Source organism: Actinomadura atramentaria DSM 43919 (assembly GCF_000381885.1).
GTDB lineage: Bacteria > Actinomycetota > Actinomycetes > Streptosporangiales > Streptosporangiaceae > Spirillospora > Spirillospora atramentaria.
In genome coordinates this window covers 100,640-118,991 of the sequence record NZ_KB907213.1, presented here as the reverse complement: position 1 = coordinate 118,991, position 18,352 = coordinate 100,640, and the positions used below count along the sequence as shown (strand labels likewise).

The following is an 18,352-nucleotide window of genomic DNA, read 5'->3' as shown; positions in this document are numbered from 1 at the left end:
GCCTGGGCCTAAACTTTGAGGAGCGGCACACCGATGACCCTCACCCTTGGGATCGTGGGACCGGAGGACCTCGTCCACCGCGTCGCCGCCGTGGGCGCGCCGGACGGCTCCACCGCGCTCCTCCCCCTGCCCTACCGGCACGAGAGCGAGACGGTCGAGATCATCGAGGGCGCGGACGCGCGCGTCGACGCGTTCCTGTTCACCGGCGTCGTGCCCTACACGATCGCGGCCGACGCGGGGGCGCTCACCCGGCCGTCGATGTACGTCGCCTACGACGGGGCGACGCTGCTGCGCGCGCTCGTCGAACTCCTGCGGCTCGGCCACGACGTCACCCGCGCGTCCATCGACACGCTCCGCCGCGCCGACGTCCTGGAGACGCTCACCGAGGCCAAGCTGCCGACCGACCACGTCAGCGTCCTGCCCTACCGGCCCGGCCTGACGTCCGACGACATCGTCGCCTTCCACCGCGCCGCGCGCGAGCGCGACGACTGCCGGGTCGCGATCACCTGCCTCGGGTCGGCGTACCACCGGCTGGAGACCGAGATGCAGGTCATCCGGCTCGCGCCGTCCCGGTACTCGATCCGCGCCGCGCTCCAGGCGCTCGTCCTCACCACCAGCGGGCGGCACGCGGGCGACGCCCAGGTCACGCTCGGCATGATCGAGCTGCCCGAGCCCGACGACCGGCTCCCCGGCGACCTGGTCACCCTCGGCGGCAGCCTCGCCGCGCTGCCCGGCGGCGGCCACCTCGTCGTCACCACGCGCGGCCTGCTCGAACAGGCCACCGGGCAGTTCACCCGGATGCCGATCCTGGACCGCCTCGCCGAGCGGCACCCGGCCGTCCACATCGGGTTCGGCGTGGGCCGCACCGCCGCCGACGCCGAGACGCTGGCCCGCCGCGCGCTCAACCGCGCCGCGTCGGTCGGGGCGGTCGCCGGGGTCGTCTCGATGGCCGAGGACATCGACATCGTCTTCGAGCCCGCCGGGGACGACGGGCCGCTCCCCGAGCGCGGCCAGGACGACCTGCCGCTGCTCGCGCGGCGCGTCGGGCTCAGCCCGCAGACCGTCGTGCGCCTCCGCGAGCTGGCCGAGACGCGGCCGGACGGGCTGACGACGCACGACGTCGCCGAGCACCTCGACGTCCAGCAGCGCACCGCGCGCCGCATCCTCAAGCGCCTGGAGCGCGCGGGGCTCGCCGCGCCGACGGGGAGCCAGCAGCAGGGCCGGACCGGGCGGCCGCCGACCGTCTACCGTCTGCACCTCTGAACCCGCATGATGTCCGGATGGACCTGCTGCGGACACCCGAGTCGCGTTTCACCGATCTTCCCGACTTTCCCTACGAGGCCCGGTACGTCGCCCTGCCGGACGGGGTCCGGATGGCCTATGTGGACGAGGGCGACGGGCCCGTCGTGCTGCTGCTGCACGGGGAGCCGTCGTGGTCGTTCCTGTACCGGCACGTCATCGCGGTGCTGGTCGCGTCCGGGTTCCGGGCCGTCGCGCCGGACCTGGTGGGATTCGGGCGCTCCGACAAGCCCTCGCGCGTCGAGGACCACACCTACGCGCGGCACATCGCGTGGACGGGCGCGTTCGTCGAAGCGCTCGGGCTCACCGACGTCGCGCTCGTCGGGCAGGACTGGGGCGGGCTGATCGGGCTGCGGCTCGCCGTCGCCGACCCCGCGCGGTACACGCGGATCGTCGCTGCCAACACCGGACTGCCGACCGGCGACTTCCCGATGCCGGAGACGTGGCTGCGGTTCCGGCGCGCGGTCCGCACCGCGCCCGAGTTCGACGTCGCGCGCAACATCCAGTCCGGGTGCCGGACGACGCTCGCGCCGGACGTCCTCGCCGCCTACGACGCGCCGTTCCCCGACGAGACGTACAAGGCGGGCCCGCGCGCGATGCCCGGCCTGGTCCCCGCCGAGCCGGACGACGTCGAGGCCCAGCCCAACCGCGACGCCTGGGACGCCCTCCGCGCCTCCGCCGCGCCGCTGCTCGCCGCCTTCAGCGACGGCGACCCCATCACGCGCCCGATGGCGGGGATCTTCCGCGACCTCCCCGGCGCCCGCGGCCTTACCCACCCGGTCCTCGAAGGCGCGGGCCACTTCCTCCAGGAAGACGCGGGCCCCCGCCTCGGCGAGGAGATCGCGACCTTCCTCAAAACCACCTGACGCTGCGGCGTGACCCGGCGCTCCGCGCCGGACCACGCCGCACCGGTACCCCGACCCCGAGCGAGCACGGAACCGCACCGGGCGGCCCGCGCCGGAGTCGTCAGAAGCGGGCGCGGGCGAGGGCTCGCATCAGGCCGGGCGACAGGCGCGAGCCCAGGTAGCCCAAGTGGGCCTCCGGGGTCACCGGGACGACCGCGCGGTCGTGGCGCACCGCCGCGACGATCCGCTCCGCGACCTTCTCCGGCCCGTAGCCGCGCAGCCCGTACGCGCGGACGGCGCGCCGCCGCTGCGCGTCCTGCGCGTCCGGGGCGAGGCCGACGAACGCCGTCGTCTTCGTGATCGCCGTGTTGACGATGCCGGGGCAGATCGCCGAGACGCCGATCCCGTCCCCCGCCAGCTCGCCGCGCAGGCACTCGGTCAGCATCAGCACCGCCGCCTTGCTGGTGCTGTACGCGGGCAGCATCCGCAGCGGCGTGTACGCGGCGGCGGACGCGGTGTTGACGATGTGCCCGCCCTCGCCGCGCTCCACCATCCGCCGCCCGAACAGCCGCGACCCGTGGATGACGCCCCACAGGTTCACGCCGAGGACGCGCTCCCAGTCCTCCGCCGTGTGGTCGAGGAACGACCCGGCCATGCCGATGCCCGCGTTGTTGACGACGATGTCGGGGACGTCGGTCTCGGCGGCGAACTTCTCCATCGCGGCGGCGTCCGACACGTCCACCGTGTAGGGGACGGCGGCCGGGCCGAGCAGCGACGCGAGTTCGGCGGTGCGCGCGGCGGACTCGGCGTCCCGGTCGGCGGCGACGACCTCCGCGCCGCGCTCGGCGAACGCGAGCGCGGTCGCGCGGCCGATGCCGCTGCCCGCGCCCGTCACGACGACGAGGCGTCCGGCGAACTCGGGCTCGTCCCCTTTCCCGGCGCGGACCCGGCCGCGCCGCAGCCCCCGCGACGGCTCCCCGCCCGACACCTGCTCGATGTGCTCGGTGACGAGCCGCGCGACCAGCTCGGGCCGCGCCGCCGGGAGCCAGTGCCGCCCCTTCACCCGGCGAATCCACAGGTTGGGGACGAACGGCCGCACGGACTCGGCCATCGCGGGCTGCACGTACCGGTCGCCCTCGGGGACGATGAGCTGCACCGGTACCTCGGTGCGCCGTTCGCGGGGCCGCGCGAGCCGCCCCGGGATGTTGGCGCGGTACAACCGGACGCCGATCGCGCCGTCGCGCGGCAGCGTCGGCCCGAACTCGGGGTCGCCGCGCTCCAGCCGCGTGATCAGACGGCCGCCGACGCCGCTGCGCCACGCCAGCTCCGGCACCAGCGGCGTCTGGAAGAACCCGATGTACGCCGAGTGCAGCCCCTGCCGGAGCGACGCGAGGCTGGGCCGCCGCATCCACTGCGCGACGTGGTCGATGCACGGCCCCGAGATCGACGTGTACGACGCGAACCGCTCGCGGATCGTGCAGACCGCCTCCCACCCCTGGAGCGATCCCCAGTCGTGGCCGACGAGGTGGACGGGCTCGCCGGGCGCGGTCGCGTCCAGGACGGCGCGCAGGTCCGCCATCAGGTGCTCGAACCGGTACGCCGCCCGGCCGCGCGGCCGGGACGACGCGCCCGCGCCGCGCACGTCGTAGGTGATGACGCGGTACCGGCCGGCGAGGCGTTCCGCGACGGCGTCCCACACGCGGTGGGTGTCGGGGTAGCCGTGGACCAGCAGGACGACGGGGCGGCCCGCCTCGCCGCGCTCGAAGACGGCCAGGTCGGCGCCGTCACCGCGGACGGTCCGGGAACGAACAGTATTGGACATGACGTCATTAATTCCGCGCGACGGCGCTCCGGTCAACCCCCCACCGCCGGGAGTGGCACGCGTTACCCGCCGCGCGCCCTGGCCGGACGGCGGTCTCCGTGCGACGCTGGAAGGCGGCCCGGACGGCCGACCCGAGGAGGGACGCCATGCCCGACCGGCACACCGAGATCGAGTCCAAACACGAGGCCGGGCCGGATTTCGCCCTGCCGGACCTGTCGGCGGCGGCCGGGGCCGCGGCCGTCTCCGAACCGGCGGGCGCGCTGCTGAGCGCCGTCTACTACGACACCGCCGACCTGCGCCTCGCCGCGGCGGGCGCGACCCTCCGCCGCCGCACCGGCGGCGCCGACGCGGGCTGGCACATCAAACTCCCCAAACACGAGGGCGCCCGAGTGGAACTCCGGTTCCCCCTGCAAACCCCGCCGCCACCCACCCCGGCGCCCCCGAACGCGCCGGACGCCGCGACCCCGCGGGGCGGCACCGCGCAGGGCGACCCCGCCGCGCCGCCCGCGCCGCCCGCGCCGCCCGCGCCGCCCGCGCCGCCCGCGCCGCCCGCGCCGCCCGCGCCGCCCGCGCCGCCCGCGCCGCCCGCGCCGAGCACGCCTACCGCGCCCGCGCCCACGCCCGCGCCGAGCACACCGACCGTGCCGGGTAGCGCGGACGCCGCCGATGCGCCGGACAGCGCGCCCGCGCCGGACGTCGCCGATACGCCCGAGAGCGCGCCCGCGCAGGCCGCGCCGGGCGGCCTCGCCGGGTTCGCCGGGTTCGCCGGGTTCGCGGCCGCCGGGTTCGGGGAGCCGCCCGCGGCGGCCGTCGCGCTCGCGGGCGCGTGGACGCGGGGAGCGCCGCTGCTGCCCGTCGCCACGATCGACACCGAGCGCACGACGCGGCTGCTGCTGGACGCTGCGGGCGGCGTCCTGGCCGAGGTCGCCGACGACGCCGTCCACGCCCGGGCGCTCCCGCCCGCCGCCGCGCCCGGCCCGGACACGGCCGTCGCGTGGCGGGAGATCGAGGTCGAGCTGGTCGACGGCGGCCCGAAACTCATCGACGCGACGAGCGCCGTGCTGCGCGCCGCCGGGGCGCGGCCGGGCGAGTCGCCGTCCAAGCTCGCGCGGGTGCTGCGCGACCGGATCGTCCCGTCCGCCGCCGCGAAGGCCCGTGCCGAAGCCCGTGCCGAAACCCGCGCGGGCAACGACCAGGCGGGCGACGCGCTTCTCGCCTACCTCGCGGCCCAGGTGGACAGTCTGCTGCTGCACGACCCGTCCGCGCGGCTCGGGGACGTCGAGGGCGTCCACCGGATGCGCGTCGCGACGCGGCGAATCCGCAGCGTCCTGGCGACGTCCGCCGACGTGTTCGACCGCGCCCGTGTGGGGCCGCTGCGCGGCGAGCTGCGCTGGCTCGCGGCCGTCCTGGGCGACGTCCGCGACCTGGACGTCCTCACCGCCCACCTGGCGGACGCCGCCGATTTCGCCCAGGCCGCGACGGACGCCCGCCAACACCTGAACGACGCCCTCGGCTCCCCCCGCTACTTCGCCCTGCTGGACGCCCTCGACGCCCTCCACGCGAACCCCCCGCTCGGCCCCGCCGCGACGAGACCCGCCGCGACCGAGCTGCACCGCGCCGTCCGCCGGGCCTGGCGACGCCTGGAGCGCCGCCACGCCGCCCTGGCCGCCGCCCCCGACGCGACGACCCGCGACGCGGCCCTCCACGAACTCCGCAAAGCCGCCAAACGCGTCCGTTACGCCACGGAACCGGCCAAGGACGTCGGCGACGCCGCCGACCGCCGCACCGCGCGCCGCGCGGGCAAGGCGGCGCTGCGCTTCCAGACCGTCCTCGGCGAACACCAGGACGCGGTCGGCGCGCGCGAGCGCCTGCGCGCCCTGGCACTCACCGGAACGCCCGAGCGCGCGTTCGAGCTGGGCGTCCTCTACGGCGCGGAGGAACGCCGCGCCGAAAAGGCCAGGAAGCGGTTCGTGAAGGCCTGGGCGCACCGCCCGCACGTCCCCTAGCGGCCGGCGTGCCGCTCCAGCCCGACCGCCCCGCCGCTCGCCGCGTCGAGGTGGACGACCCAGAACCCGCCCTTCACCAGCGCCGGGTCCTGCGGCGGCGGCACGCCGAGCGCGGCGCACAGGCCGGGCAGCATCCCGGTCAGCAGCTCGCCGTGCGTGCAGACGACGGCGGGCCGCCGCGCGTCCGCGAGCCGCACGAGCAGCGCCGCGCCGGTCTCGGCGTCCCCGGACCCGACCGTCACCACGGGATCGGTGGTGATCGACGCCCCGGTCCGCCGCGCGAACGGCAGCAGGGTCTCCACGCACCGCGCCGTCGCGGAGCTGACGACCCGCACCCCACCGCCCGCACCCGGCGCGGCCCCCTCCGGCAGCCCGCCCGGTGCGCCCGGTGGGACGCCCGGTGTCGGGATCGGCGGCGGCAGGAACGCCGCCAGCGGATCGGCCAGCGCGACCGCCTCGGCGCGGCCGCGCTCGTCCAGCGGCCGCAGCTCGTCCGCGCCGCGCCACGTCCGCTTGTCGCCCGCCGAGCCGTGCCGGACGATCACCAGCGGCACCGTCCGCGCGGGCCCGGCCGTGAACTCGCGCAGCAGCGCCGCGTCCGCCGGGTAGCTCAGCCGCCGCTCGGCCTCGGCGGGCGGCAGCCAGTCGAGCGCGTCGACCTCGTCGTTGGCGGCGAACGCGGCCCCGTCCGCCTCCGCCGCCCAGTAGTCCACCCGCTTCGGCCGCCCGCGCACGGTGTACCGGCAGGTCGTGAGGCGGCGGCCAAGGTGCGGCGTCACGCCGGTCTCCTCGACGGTCTCGCGGACCGCCGCGACGACGACGTGCTCCCCGTCCTCGACCTTGCCCTTGGGGAACGACCAGTCGTCGTAGTAAGGCCGGTGCGCGACGGCGATCTCCACGCCGTCCGGCCCGGCCCGCCACAGGACCACGCCCGCGGCGCGGATCTCATCCATCGACGGTTCTCCAACGGCGGCTCTTGATCAGGTGCGTCTGGACGTCCAGAAGTGTCTCACCGGGGGGCGCGACCGCCCGCGTCCAGGTCCCGTCCGCGGCGAGGCGCCAGGCCGCGGCGCCGTCGTCCATCGCGAGGTCGAACAGCTCGACCAGCGACGCGCGCTGCGCGGGCTCCACGACCGTGACCAGCGCCTCCACCCGCCGGTCGAGGTTGCGGTGCATGAGGTCGGCGCTGCCGATCCAGACCTCCGGGTCGCCGCCGTGCTCGAACGCGAAGATCCGCGAGTGCTCCAGGAAGCGGCCGAGGACGCTGCGGACGCGGATCGTCTCCGACAGTCCCGGCAATCCGGGCCGCAGCGCGCAGATCCCGCGCACCCAGACGTCCACCGGCACGCCCGCGCTCGACGCCCGGTACAGCGCGTCGATCAGCACCTCGTCCACGAGCGAGTTGCACTTCACCCGGATGCGCGCGGGCCGCCCGGCGCGGTGGTGCGCGATCTCCCGCTCCACGCGCTGCACGAGTCCGGACCGGACGCTCTGCGGCGCGACGAGCAACCGGTGGTACGACGTCTGCCGCGAGTAGCCCGTCAGATGGTTGAACAGCGCGCTGACGTCCTCGCCGACCTCCGGCGCGGCGGTGAGTATCCCCAGGTCCTCGTACAGCCGGGCGGTCTTCGGGTGGTAGTTGCCGGTGCCGATGTGGCAGTAGCGGCGCAGCGTCCCGTCCGCGTCCTGCCGGACGACGAGCGCGAGCTTGCAGTGCGTCTTCAGCCCGACGAACCCGTACACGACGTGGCAGCCCGCCTTCTCCAGCTTCCGCGCCCACGCGATGTTCGCGCGCTCGTCGAAGCGGGCCTTCAGCTCCACGACCACGACGACCTGCTTGCCCGCCTCGGCCGCCTCGATGAGCGCGTCCACGATGGGCGAATCGCCGCTGGTCCGGTACAGCGTCTGCTTGATCGCCAGGACGCGCGGGTCGATCGCCGCGTCCTCGATGAGCCGCTGGACGGTCGTCGCGAACGAGTCGTACGGGTGGTGGACGAGCACGTCCCGCTCGCGGATCGCCGCGAAGATGCTCGCGTCCGCGGGCAGCGCCTCCTTGGACGGGACGAACGGCGGGTACTTCAACTCGGGCCGGTCCAGATCCGCGACCGCGCCGAGTCCGGCGAGGTCGAGCGGCCCGGGGACGCGGTAGATCTGCTGCTCGTCAATGCCGAGTTCCGTGGTGAGCAGATCAAGCACACCCGGCGAGATCGACCGCTCGACCTCCAACCGCACCACGGGCCCGAACCGGCGGCGCAGCAACTCGCGTTCGAGCGCCTGCAACAGCCCTTCGCTGATGTCCTCGTCGATCTCAAGGTCCTGGTTCCGCGTAACCCGGAACGCGTGGTGCTCCACGACCTGCATACCGGTGAAGAGCTGCCCGAGATGGGCGGCGATGACGTCCTCCAGCGGCGTGTACCGGTCGGCGGACGCCTCCACGAAGCGCGGCAGGACGGGCGGGACCTTCACCCGCGCGAACATCGTCGCGTCCGTGTCCGGATCGCGGACGATCACCGCCAGGTTCAGCGACAGCCCCGAGATGTACGGGAACGGATGCGCCGAGTCCACGACGAGGGGCGTCAGCACCGGGTACACGCGGTCGCGGAAGTAGCGCCGCAGCCGCTCCCGCTCGGTCTCCGACAGCTCGTCCCAGCGCAGGATCGCGATGCCCTCGCCCGCGAGCGCCGGGCACACGTCGTCGTGGAAGCAGGCCGCGTGCCGCAGCATCAGCCGGTGCGCGACGGCGGCCGTGCGCTCCAGGACCTCGCGCGGCTGCCGCCCGCTGGCGGACTGGACGGCCAGGCCGGTCGCCATGCGCCGCGCGAGCCCCGCGACGCGGACCATGAAGAACTCGTCGAGGTTGCTCGCGAAGATCGACAGGAAGCGGACGCGTTCGAGGAGGGGCAGGTCCGGGTCCTCGGCCAGCTCCAGCACGCGCTGGTTGAACCGGAGCCAGCTCTCCTCCCGGTCGAGGAACCTGTCGTCGGGCAGCGCGTCCGCGTCGCGCGGGAGGGGGTCCGGGTTTACGGTCATGACGCAATCGTCCCTGTCCGAGGTGAACAGCAGCGGAACGGCAGTGTTTCGGCGAAGTGTCAGACACGTCGATCATGCCCCCGGTTCCCACTGATCACTCGATTTCGGGCTCATGGAATGACATTCGGCGACAGGGCATCATCGACCTGTCCCAACAGACAGATTCCGGGCGAGCCCGCACCTTGGTAGAACGGGCAGCGTGAACGCCTCAGCGAGCACCCTGGACTGGCCGCACTGTCCGGTGGACGGCTGCACGGGGCGGTCCGCCGTCCCGTCCGGCCGCTGCGTCGCCCACCTGCGGCCCGACCGGTTCGCCCGGCTCCTCGACGGGCTGCGGCCCGGCCGCGACCTCGACCTGCGCGGCGTCGCCGTGCCCGCGCCCGTCCTCGACGCGCTCCTGGCGGCACTGCGCGGGCCGGACGGCCGCCCGCACCTCGGCCGCGCCCGCTTCGACCGGGCCGTCCTGCCCGCCGGGGCCGCGTTCACCGGCGCGTGCTTCGAGGGCGACGCGTCCTTCGACGGGACGGCGTTCGCCGGGCACGCGTCCTTCTACGACGCGCGGTTCCTCGGCCACGTCTCGTTCCACGGCGCCCGGTTCGGCGGGAACGTCACCTTCCACACCGCGCGGTTCCACCGGCACGCGTCGTTCGAGGGGGCCGTCCTCGGCGGCGACGCCCTGTTCGGCGAGACGTCCTGGCACGCCGACGCCCGCTTCGACCGGGCCGCGTTCGTCGGCGCCGCCGCGTTCGACCGCGCCCGGTTCGGCCGCGACCTCGCGCTGCGCGGCGCGCGGTTCACCGGGCACGCGTCGTTCCGCCGCGTCGAGGTCGGCCGCAACCTGCGGCTGGACCGTTCGCGGTTCCGGCGGGACGCGCGGATCGGGCCGCTCGCCGCGCACGGCGCGCTCGTCCTCGACGGGCTCACCGCGCACGAGGGCCTGCACGTCCACGCGGCCGCGCCGCAGATCACCGCGCGGCGGGCGGCGGTGTCCGGCGGCGGGGACTTCCGGCTCCGGTCCGCCGCGCTCGACGCCGCCGGTGCGTCCTTCCGGCGCGGCCTGGACGTCCGCGCGCTCGCCCGGCCCCTCGCGGGCGTCGCCGAGCCGCCGGACGAGCCCGCGCGCGTGCTGTCCCTGCGCGACGTCCGCGCCCCGCACCTCGCGCTCACCGACGTCGACCTGTCCCGGTGCCGCCTCCTCGGCGCGACCGGCGACCTGCGGCTGGCGGGCCGCTGCACGTTCCCCGCCGAACGCCCGCGCCTCACCCCCTGGCGGACGCGGGCCCACGTCGCCGAGGACGCCGGGGTCCGCGGCGCCCGCCCCGGGGACGCGGGGCGGGGCCGGGGTCCGCGCCGCGCGGGGCCGGGCGGCGCGGACCCCGCACCGGACGCGCGGCTGCCCGAGCTGTACGCGCGGCTCGCCGGCGCGACCGGCGGCGCGCTCGCCCGCGACTTCCGGCACCGCGCCCTGCGCGCCCGCCGCCGCGCCGAGCGCGACCCGTGGCGGCGGCTGCTGCTCGGGCTGCTGTGGGTGACGGTCGGGTACGGCCTCGGGTACGCGCGGTGCGGCGTCCGGACGGCGCTGTGGCTCGCGGTGTTCGTCGCCCTGGTCGTCACTGGAGCGCGGCACGTCCACCCGACGCCGCGGCGGCCGCACCCGGCCCCGTCGCGCGCCGCGCTGACGCCGCCCGGCCGCTGATCCGATTCGCGCGCCATTTACCGATCACGAACCGGCCACGCGAACCCATCCGCGACGCCACTGCGAAGTGGCCCGATCCGGCCGCGCGGATGGAATGTCAGACCCCTGGGTAATGATGTGGGGTATGAGCACGGAAACCCATTCGGGGGCGGAGTGCCCCCGGTGCCACGCCCATCTCGCGCTCGTTATCGTTCCGGCCGAGCGCGTCGCGGAGGGAATCCCGCCGAGCGCGCCCGCGCGGCCGCTCATTCCCGTCGCCGCGGTCGTCCCCCAGCCCCGCGAGGAGTACACGCCGCCGCCCGTGGCCGAAGTCCTCGCCGTCTACGCGGGCCGCAAGATCGACGGCGCCACCGCCGCCCGCGGCGCGGCCCAGGTCCGCGAAAGCCTCAACGCGGCCCGCGCCGCCGTCGCCCAGCGCCGCGCCACCCGCCGCGCCGTCCGCCGCCCCCTGAAAAGCGCCTGACGCACCACCACATTCACACCCCACCCACCCGGCAAAGATCATCACCAGCATCCCGCTCATCCGCCCCGATTCCGCGCCACCGCCAATTCCCTCCCCGCGCCAGACTCAGCGCACCCCCGCTTGAGCCCCACCGCAGATGCGCCGCCACAGCCGGTCCACCTCCCCCGCCTCACGCTCGCGGAAGCAGAACATCACCGTCGCGCCACCCGCATATCTCTCGACGTTCCACACCACGGCCGTGCCGCCCAACTCCCCGCGCACGAACCAGCACGGTGAACACACCGGGCACGTGTACCCGGTCACGACCTCGATCGGCACATCCCGCCGCGCCGCCCGCCACGCCACCACCGGCCGCGCCCGCGCATGCAACGAGAACCGCCCGCACTCGGCCCGTTCAGCCAGATAGGAAACGACGTCCCCCAACGCCATAGCCCCAGGCAGCAACGACGCACTCACACGACCGCCCCGAACACGAGCGCCCGGCGAGGACCCACCGGAACAGGCGACCGCCGATAACGCCCACGCGGCGGCCTCGAACCCCGAGCCACCCCAGCCCGCCGAGCCACGACCTCGTCGACGAACCCCTCGACACCCGCACGAAGCGCAGCGGGATTCCCGGCCTCGACCAGCCCCTCCCCGACCAGGGCCCACCACCGCCCGGTCGCCCCGCCATACCAAGCGGACACCCGCACCCCCCGCCGAACCCCGTACCTCTCCAGTTCCCCGACGACCCCGCGCACGACAGGATCGCCGGCAATCCTGACGGCCCTCTCGGACGGGCCCTCCGCTCTCTCCACGAGTCGAACCTCCACAGCCGATCGAGGCCCCGAAACCTCTGGCGTCTCCACGCCCGAGCAAGGCCGCCTGCGTTTCTTGCGAGCGCCGCAGCCAGTGCGCCACGTCCGCATGCGGCAAGCGTGTCGGCAGCGATGTCGTCACCAACAGGCGTGAACCGCTCTCTGCGAGGGACAGCGTTCACACGGGGTGTGAAGCAATTGAGCCGAGAGTCTGTCGCTTACGGTGACGATGCTCCTACACTGCGCGTGCGCGAGATGAACAGGGGTGCGTTGTGGAACCGAATCTGCTGCTCGACGCTCTTCTCGGCGAGGCTCGGATGTCGTACGCCGGACTGGCAAGCCGCATGAACAGCGGCCGCGCGACGCGCTACGACCACACGTCCGTGGCGCGCTGGGTCCGGAACAGCGCGATTCCCCGAGGTGACGGACCGGACCTGATCTGCGAAATCCTCGGCGAACGCCTCGGACGAGTTCTCACTCTCGCGAGTATCGGCATGGACCGAGCAGCGGCCGGATCGGCAGACGCATCGCTCGAATCGGCGCTGTCACGCGCGACGGCTCTGTGGCGCGGTGACGATCAACGGACCGACATCGTCGGCCGTACGAAGCTGCTCAGAGGGCCCGCCGCCGTCGCGCCGGTTTTCGATTGGGAGAACCCACCCGATGACACGGACGTTTCCCACCGTGGCACGTTCCGCGTCGGTGCCGCCGAGGTCCGGAGAATCCACGCTGCCCGGGAACGCTACGAGCAGATGTACCGACGCGTTGGCGGCGTTCCTGTCAGGCCTCGCGTGGTCGCCTACCTTCATCGGCAGGTCGCACCGCTCGTACGCGGTACGTACGACGACGCGACCGGCCGCGAGCTGTTCCGTGCCGTGGGCGGGCTCGTCGCGCTGGCGGGCATCGCGTCCTACGACGCCGATCAGCAGCCGGTCGCGCAGCGGTATCTACTGCACGCTCTTCGATTGGCGAAGGCGTCAGGCTCAAGGGCGTTCGGCGGATACGTCGTCGCGCTGCTCGCCAACCAGGCAATGTACCGGGGTACCTACCGGCAAGTGGTTCAGTACGCCGAGACCGCTCTGCGTGGAGCGCGCGGCCACCTGTCCCCGGCACTCGTCGTCGATCTACACGCGCTTCAGGCCAAGGCATATGCCCGGATGGGCGACACCGCCGGATGCCACCGACACATGGCACGGTCGCACCGTATTGAGATCCGCCCGGAAAACGAGCCTCCCGAGACCGGATACGTTCAGCCCGGCTTGGTGGCTGCCCAGCACGCTGAAGCCCTACGCCGCCTTGGAGATCTCCGCGCCGCGCAAGAGCACGCGGAGCAGGCGCTCAGACCCGATGACGTCCACACCCGGGGCCAGGCTCACCGGCTCGCGACGTTCGCGCACATTCTCGCTCAGCGCGGCGAGGCCGAGCACGCGGCGGCAGTCGGAGAGCAGATGCTCGACCGTGCCGCCGGCATGGAGTCCGGCCGGATCGCCGAGCGTGTCCGCGATCTCGTTGACGCGCTGTCGAGATACGACACCCGGGCCGTTCGAGACCTACGCGCACGCGCCGCGCAACATCTCGACGTCCTGATGTAACACCCCGATACCGTGGCCAGTAAGTTCCGTAGCCGACCCTTCGGGAGTGCGCGTGCGCTGGACCGTCCAGTCCGAAGAAAAGCTCTACACCGACCCGTGGCTGGACATCCGGACGGCGCACGTCGACATCGGCAAGGGCCGCGCGCTGGATCACCGGCTCATCCGAACGCCACCTGGTGCCGGAGTCGTCGCCGTGGACGACGCGCGGCGCGTCCTGATGATCTGGCGGCACCGCTTCATCACCGACGCCTGGGGCTGGGAGATCCCGATCGGCCGCATCGAGGACGGCGAAACCCCGGCCGAAGCCGCTGCGCGCGAGGCCGAGGCCGAGACCGGCTGGCGGCCCGGCCCCCTACGCCTGTTGCTCACCGTTACCCCCACACCAGGCATCAGCGACAGCAGGCACCACATCTTCCGCGCGGACGGGGCGGAGTTCATCGGAGAGCCCACCGAGGACTGGGAGTCCTCACGTGTGGAATGGGTCCCGCTCGACGACGTCCACCGCCTCATCGCCGCCGGACACTTGATGAGCGGAACAAGCCTCGCCGCCGTCCTCTACACCCATTCCACCGAGCCCGCCGCCCCTCCCCGCGCACGCGGGGATGGTCCCCCGGCGAACGGCTGATCGCCTCAAGCCGACAGCACGCTCCCCGCGCACGTGGGAGCACACCGCGCTTGAGGCGTTCCACGCCGTGCGCTGCCCGTCCATCCCCGCGCACGCGGGGATGGACCACTGCCGCGCACGCCGTTCGGCTGCGCCCTGCCGTCGTCCCCGCGCAGGGGCATTGCGGTACAAGCTCTCGCGATCGGCGCGGACGAGTTCTCCCCTTCTCCCCGCGCGGGTGGCGTTCGCGTCACCCCCGTACGGCGGGCGGTGGAGGGTTTTGTTGCGGTGGGTATTGGGGTTGTCGCCTCGGGGTCAGTCCGGGAGGGGGAGAAGGCAGTCGAGGCCGCAGCGGCGGATCAGGGAGCGGACCTGGCGGGAGGCGGCCTCGACGCGGAGGGAGCCGCCCGCCGCCCGCACCCGCTTGGCGGCGTAGACGAGGGCGGAGAGGCCGTAGGAGTCGCAGAACGGCACGTCGGCGAGGTCGAGGGCCAGGCGGGGCGGGCCGCCGGAGCAGGGGCGGCGCGCGGCGTGGAAGCCCGGGCCGGAGCCCGGGGAGGCGCCCGGATCGCGCGCCGGGTCCAGGGCCGCGTCGACCAGCGCACGCAGTAGGTCCGCCCGAGTACAGTCAAGTTCGCCCCGAATACGAACAATCTGCCAGGATTCGGCGGCGTGGACGGTTCCCCGCCGCGCGGGCGGCACACTCAGCGCCATCTCCGGTGGTCTCCCTCCGCTCAGGTCGGGTTTACTTCCCGGAGTGACTCCAGGTAACCGGTCTCCTGGCTTAACATTTGCCCGATGACAAGCAGACCGGGACTCTCGCCGTCACCCCCGGGCGCGTAGAGAAGGGAGCCATGCCGTGTCCGCCGTCGCACACAGCGGGCCGGGCGGTCTCCTGGAGACCGACACTCGGCTGCGCCTCCTCCTCATCGAAGACGACGCCGCCGACGCGTTCCTCTTCGAGGAGCTGATCAGCGAGTCCGAACCGGACGTCGAGATCACCGTCGCCCGCACCCTCGGCGAGGCGCTCCGCTCGCTGACCCCCGGCATCCAGTGCGTCATCGTCGACCTGTCGCTGCCGGACGCCGCCGGCCTCGACGTCCTGCGCCAGGTCCTCAAGGCGACGCCCTACACCGCCGTCCTCGTCCTCACCGGCCTCGCCGACGCCCACGTCGGCGTCGCCGCGGTCGGCGCGGGCGCCCAGGACTACCTGGTCAAACAGGACGTCGACGGCCCGCTGCTCAGCCGCGCCATCCGCTACGCGATCGAGCGCAAGCGCGCCGACGAGTCCGAGCGCCAGCTCGTCGAGGCCCGCATCCTCGGCCGCGAGAACGCGCGCCTGGAGCGCGGCCTGCTGCCCGTCCCGATCCTCGCGGACCCCGCGATCGGCCACGACGCCCGCTACCGCCCCGGCCGCGACCGGGCGCTGCTCGGCGGCGACTTCTACGACACCGTCCAGGTCGAGGACGGCACCGTCCACGGCGTCATCGGCGACGTCAGCGGCCACGGCGCGGACGAGGCGTCCCTGGGCGTCCGCCTCCGCATGGCCTGGCGGACGCTCGTCCTGGCGGGCCACACCGGCTCCCCGCTGCTGCGGACGCTCGACACCGTCCTGTGCCACGAGCGGTGGAGCGACGAGATCTTCACCACGCTCTGCATGTTCGCCCTCGACCCCGACCGGCGCTCCCTGCGCGTCTGGCGCGCCGGCCACCCCCGCCCGCTGCTGTTCACCCCGGACGGCGTCCGCGCCCTGCCCGACGAGCACTGCGGCCCCGCCCTCGGCCTGCTGCCCGGCCTCGACTGGCCCGTCGCGCACGTCGACCTCGGCGAGCACTGGTCGCTGATGCTCTACACGGACGGCCTCATCGAGGGCTACTCCGGCAACGACGACGGCGAGCGCCTCGACCTGGACGGCCTCCTGGAGCTGGCCGCCGCCGCCCACACCCGCGGCGACCGCGGCCGCGCCCTGCTGGACGGCCTGATCGGCGAGGCCGAGCGCCGCAACGGCGACGTCCTGTCCGACGACCTCGCGCTGCTCCTGCTGAGCCGAGGGGAGATGCGATGACCACCGACCAGGCCACCCCCGCCGACGAGGACCTCGAAGCCCTGGAGGAGATCCTCGGCCCGCCCTCCTTCGTCGAGCCCCGCCAGGGCCCGGCCCCGCGCGGCCTGGACAAGCTGCGGCTGTCCCAGCTCTACCGCGTCGGGTCGGCGCTGCTCGCGCTGCTGCTCGTCGGCGCCATCGCCGTCGCGGCGCTCGCGCTCGGCGGCAACATCGGCGCGCGCAACACCCTCATCGACCGGGTGGACCCGGCGACGCTCCAGATGTTCCAGCTCAGCGGCTCGATCGCCCGCCAGGACACGCTGGTCCGCGACAGCGCGACGCGCGGCGGCGCCCAGCCGCTCGCCGACTACCGGGACGCCGTCCGCGACGAGAAGGCCGCCGCGGACCGCATGCGGACGCTGCTGCGCGGCGTCCCCGGCGCGGAAGCCACCCTGGACAGCCTCGCCCGCGTCACCGGTGGCGCGGCGGGCTGGCGCACCGCGTTCGCCGACCGGCTGTCCCCCGGCAAGGGCGTCCCCGCCGACCTGGAACGCGACGGCCGCGCCCGGTTCGCGGGCGTCCGCGCCGACATCGCGCGGATGCAGGCGAACCTCACGTCCCTGCACGCGCGCACCGTCCGCACGCTCCAGGACCGCGCCGACACCGCGACGTGGTCGGTCGCCGGGGCGCTCGCGATCATCCTGGTCATCGCGGTCGCGCTGGCCGTCCTGATCCGGCGGACGGTCCTGCGCCCGGTGTCGGAGCTGAGCCGCAAGGTCCAGGCCGTCGCGCAGGGCGACCTGACGCACCCGCTGGACGTCTCCCGCCCCGTCGAGATCGCCGAGCTCGCCCGGATCATCGACGCGATGCGCCACCGCATCCTCCAGGAGTGGCAGCGCACCGCCAGCGCCCGCCAGCTCCTGGACGCGCAGACCGCCGAGCTGCGCCGCTCCAACTCGGAGCTGGAGCAGTTCGCCTACGTCGCCAGCCACGACCTCCAGGAGCCGCTGCGCAAGGTCGCGAGCTTCTGCCAGATGATCGAGCGCCGCTACGGCGACCAGCTCGACGACCGCGGCCGCCAGTACATCGAGTTCGCCGTGGACGGCGCGAAGCGGATGCAGGCGCTGATCAACGACCTGCTCGGCTTCTCCCGCGTCGGACGGCTGTCGCGGACCGAGGACGCCGTCGACCTCAACGACATCGCCGAGCAGGCCCTCGGCAACCTCGCGACGCTCCGCGAGGAGACCGGCGCGGAGGTGACGGTCGCGGACCTGCCGTCCGTGCGCGGCGACCGGACGCAGTTCGGGCAGCTCTTCCAGAACCTCATCGGGAACGCGATCAAGTTCCGGCGGCCGGACGCCGCGCCCGTCGTGGAGATCACCGTCCGCCGCGACGGCGACGACTGGGAGTTCGCCTGCGCGGACAACGGCATCGGCGTCGAGCCGCACCACTCCGACCGGATCTTCCTGATCTTCCAGCGCCTGCACCCGCGCGAGGAGTACTCCGGGACGGGCATCGGCCTGGCGCTGTGCAAGAAGATCGTCGAGTACCACGGCGGCCGGATCTGGCTCGACACCGAGACCGAACGGGACACCCCCGGCACCGTCATACGCTGGACGCTGCCCGCCGAGAAGGAGAACGCCGATGAATGACGACCCGCTGCCCGACGCGCGCGCCATCGCGGTGCTGCTCGTCGAGGACGACCCGGGCGACGTGCTGCTGACGACGGAGGCGTTCGAGCACAACAAGCTGCGCAACAACCTCCACGTCGTCAACGACGGCGAGCAGGCGATGCGCTTCCTGCGCCGCGAGGAGGAGCACGAGAAGGCCCCGCGCCCGGACCTGATCCTGCTCGACCTCAACCTGCCCCGCAAGGACGGCCGGGCGGTGCTGGAGGAGATCAAGGCCGACCGCGACCTGCGCAGCATCCCGGTCGTGGTGCTGACGACGTCCGAGGCGGACGAGGACATCCTGCGCAGCTACGACCTGCACGCCAACGCGTACGTCACCAAGCCGGTGGACTTCGACCGGTTCATCCAGGTCGTCCGGCAGATCGACGACTTCTTCGTGACGGTCGTGAAACTGCCGCGCTGAGCCGCGTCCGCCGTGCCGCCGTCCCCGTCCCGGGGGCGGCGGCACGGCCGTTTCCCGTGG

General features: G+C 74.1%; 15 protein-coding genes. 10 read left to right on the top strand and 5 right to left on the bottom strand.

Annotated elements, in window-relative coordinates:
• The first annotated feature begins 33 nt into the window (after positions 1 to 33).
• Together G339_RS0116040 and G339_RS0116035 are read left to right on the top strand one after the other, a co-directional pair.
• Positions 34 to 1,263, top strand: coding sequence for a helix-turn-helix domain-containing protein (locus G339_RS0116040; RefSeq protein WP_026341495.1), 1,230 nt, complete (start codon positions 34 to 36; stop codon positions 1,261 to 1,263).
• Positions 1,264 to 1,280: 17 nt separating this feature from the next.
• Positions 1,281 to 2,165, top strand: a complete 885-nt coding sequence (locus G339_RS0116035) for a haloalkane dehalogenase (protein WP_019632100.1) — start codon at positions 1,281 to 1,283, stop codon at positions 2,163 to 2,165.
• 100 nt (positions 2,166 to 2,265) lie between these two features.
• Here G339_RS0116035 and G339_RS0116030 read toward each other — a convergent pair whose 3' ends face one another.
• Positions 2,266 to 3,966 (bottom strand): SDR family oxidoreductase, encoded by a 1,701-nt coding sequence (locus G339_RS0116030; protein WP_019632099.1) that lies wholly within the window; start codon positions 3,964 to 3,966, stop codon positions 2,266 to 2,268.
• A gap of 146 nt (positions 3,967 to 4,112) precedes the next feature.
• On the opposite strand from G339_RS0116030, the gene G339_RS36750 reads away from it, so the two are divergent.
• Positions 4,113 to 5,972, top strand: coding sequence for a CYTH and CHAD domain-containing protein (locus G339_RS36750; RefSeq protein ID WP_019632098.1), 1,860 nt, complete (start codon positions 4,113 to 4,115; stop codon positions 5,970 to 5,972).
• On the opposite strand, the gene G339_RS33920 is transcribed toward G339_RS36750, so the two are convergent.
• Positions 5,969 to 6,925, bottom strand: coding sequence for an NUDIX hydrolase (locus tag G339_RS33920; RefSeq protein ID WP_019632097.1), 957 nt, complete (start codon positions 6,923 to 6,925; stop codon positions 5,969 to 5,971). The genes G339_RS36750 and G339_RS33920 overlap by 4 nt on opposite strands.
• Positions 6,918 to 9,002: an RNA degradosome polyphosphate kinase gene (locus tag G339_RS0116015; RefSeq protein ID WP_019632096.1), complete on the bottom strand. Its 2,085-nt coding sequence runs from the start codon at positions 9,000 to 9,002 to the stop codon at positions 6,918 to 6,920. Before G339_RS0116015 ends, G339_RS33920 begins: the two co-directional genes overlap by 8 nt.
• A gap of 199 nt (positions 9,003 to 9,201) precedes the next feature.
• Here G339_RS0116015 and G339_RS0116010 point away from each other — a divergent pair, with 199 nt between their 5' ends.
• Together G339_RS0116010 and G339_RS0116005 are read left to right on the top strand one after the other, a co-directional pair.
• Entirely contained in the window at positions 9,202 to 10,698 is a 1,497-nt protein-coding gene (locus G339_RS0116010; protein ID WP_084693269.1) for a pentapeptide repeat-containing protein, read from the top strand.
• A gap of 124 nt (positions 10,699 to 10,822) precedes the next feature.
• Positions 10,823 to 11,161, top strand: a complete 339-nt coding sequence (locus tag G339_RS0116005; RefSeq protein ID WP_019632094.1) for a hypothetical protein — start codon at positions 10,823 to 10,825, stop codon at positions 11,159 to 11,161.
• Between the two features lie 105 nt (positions 11,162 to 11,266).
• Here G339_RS0116005 and G339_RS0116000 read toward each other — a convergent pair whose 3' ends face one another.
• Positions 11,267 to 11,590 carry a hypothetical protein gene (locus G339_RS0116000; RefSeq protein WP_019632093.1) on the bottom strand — a complete coding sequence of 108 codons (324 nt, stop codon included), beginning with the start codon at positions 11,588 to 11,590 and terminating at the stop codon, positions 11,267 to 11,269.
• A 640-nt stretch (positions 11,591 to 12,230) separates the two neighbouring features.
• On the opposite strand from G339_RS0116000, the gene G339_RS0115990 reads away from it, so the two are divergent.
• Both G339_RS0115990 and G339_RS0115985 read left to right on the top strand, forming a co-directional pair.
• Complete coding sequence (locus G339_RS0115990; RefSeq protein WP_019632091.1) at positions 12,231 to 13,550, top strand: NsdA family TPR-like regulatory protein; 1,320 nt, start codon at positions 12,231 to 12,233, stop codon at positions 13,548 to 13,550.
• Positions 13,551 to 13,602: 52 nt separating this feature from the next.
• Positions 13,603 to 14,175, top strand: a complete 573-nt coding sequence (locus tag G339_RS0115985; RefSeq protein ID WP_051107866.1) for an NUDIX hydrolase — start codon at positions 13,603 to 13,605, stop codon at positions 14,173 to 14,175.
• A 294-nt stretch (positions 14,176 to 14,469) separates the two neighbouring features.
• Here G339_RS0115985 and G339_RS0115980 read toward each other — a convergent pair whose 3' ends face one another.
• On the bottom strand, positions 14,470 to 14,868 hold the full coding sequence (locus G339_RS0115980) for an STAS domain-containing protein (RefSeq protein WP_019632089.1): 399 nt from the start codon (positions 14,866 to 14,868) through the stop codon (positions 14,470 to 14,472).
• Positions 14,869 to 15,013: 145 nt separating this feature from the next.
• On the opposite strand from G339_RS0115980, the gene G339_RS0115975 reads away from it, so the two are divergent.
• Genes G339_RS0115975 through G339_RS0115965 form a run of 3 tightly spaced genes read left to right on the top strand, consistent with a single transcriptional unit; the run spans position 15,014 to position 18,292 of the window.
• The gene (locus tag G339_RS0115975; RefSeq protein ID WP_019632088.1) at positions 15,014 to 16,219 is read left to right on the top strand and encodes a PP2C family protein-serine/threonine phosphatase; all 1,206 of its coding nucleotides are present in this window, start codon (positions 15,014 to 15,016) and stop codon (positions 16,217 to 16,219) included.
• Positions 16,216 to 17,850, top strand: a complete 1,635-nt coding sequence (locus tag G339_RS0115970; protein ID WP_019632087.1) for a sensor histidine kinase — start codon at positions 16,216 to 16,218, stop codon at positions 17,848 to 17,850. The genes G339_RS0115975 and G339_RS0115970 overlap by 4 nt, the downstream gene beginning before the upstream one ends.
• Complete coding sequence (locus G339_RS0115965) at positions 17,843 to 18,292, top strand: response regulator (RefSeq protein WP_019632086.1); 450 nt, start codon at positions 17,843 to 17,845, stop codon at positions 18,290 to 18,292. Before G339_RS0115970 ends, G339_RS0115965 begins: the two co-directional genes overlap by 8 nt.
• The last annotated feature ends 60 nt before the right edge of the window (positions 18,293 to 18,352 follow it).

Bases quoted from the DNA above. Each gene is read 5' to 3' on its own strand.
- G339_RS0115980 (WP_019632089.1), bottom strand. From the start codon at position 14,868: ATGGCGCTGAGTGTGCCGCCCGCGCGGCGGGGAACCGTCCACGCCGCC.
- G339_RS33920 (WP_019632097.1), bottom strand. From the start codon at position 6,925: ATGGATGAGATCCGCGCCGCGGGCGTGGTCCTGTGGCGGGCCGGGCCG.
- G339_RS0115965 (WP_019632086.1), top strand. From the start codon at position 17,843: ATGAATGACGACCCGCTGCCCGACGCGCGCGCCATCGCGGTGCTGCTC.
- G339_RS0115970 (WP_019632087.1), top strand. From the start codon at position 16,216: ATGACCACCGACCAGGCCACCCCCGCCGACGAGGACCTCGAAGCCCTG.
- G339_RS0116030 (WP_019632099.1), bottom strand. From the start codon at position 3,966: ATGTCCAATACTGTTCGTTCCCGGACCGTCCGCGGTGACGGCGCCGAC.
- G339_RS36750 (WP_019632098.1), top strand. From the start codon at position 4,113: ATGCCCGACCGGCACACCGAGATCGAGTCCAAACACGAGGCCGGGCCG.
- G339_RS0116035 (WP_019632100.1), top strand. From the start codon at position 1,281: ATGGACCTGCTGCGGACACCCGAGTCGCGTTTCACCGATCTTCCCGAC.
- G339_RS0116015 (WP_019632096.1), bottom strand. From the start codon at position 9,002: ATGACCGTAAACCCGGACCCCCTCCCGCGCGACGCGGACGCGCTGCCC.
- G339_RS0116000 (WP_019632093.1), bottom strand. From the start codon at position 11,590: ATGGCGTTGGGGGACGTCGTTTCCTATCTGGCTGAACGGGCCGAGTGC.
- G339_RS0116040 (WP_026341495.1), top strand. From the start codon at position 34: ATGACCCTCACCCTTGGGATCGTGGGACCGGAGGACCTCGTCCACCGC.
- G339_RS0116005 (WP_019632094.1), top strand. From the start codon at position 10,823: ATGAGCACGGAAACCCATTCGGGGGCGGAGTGCCCCCGGTGCCACGCC.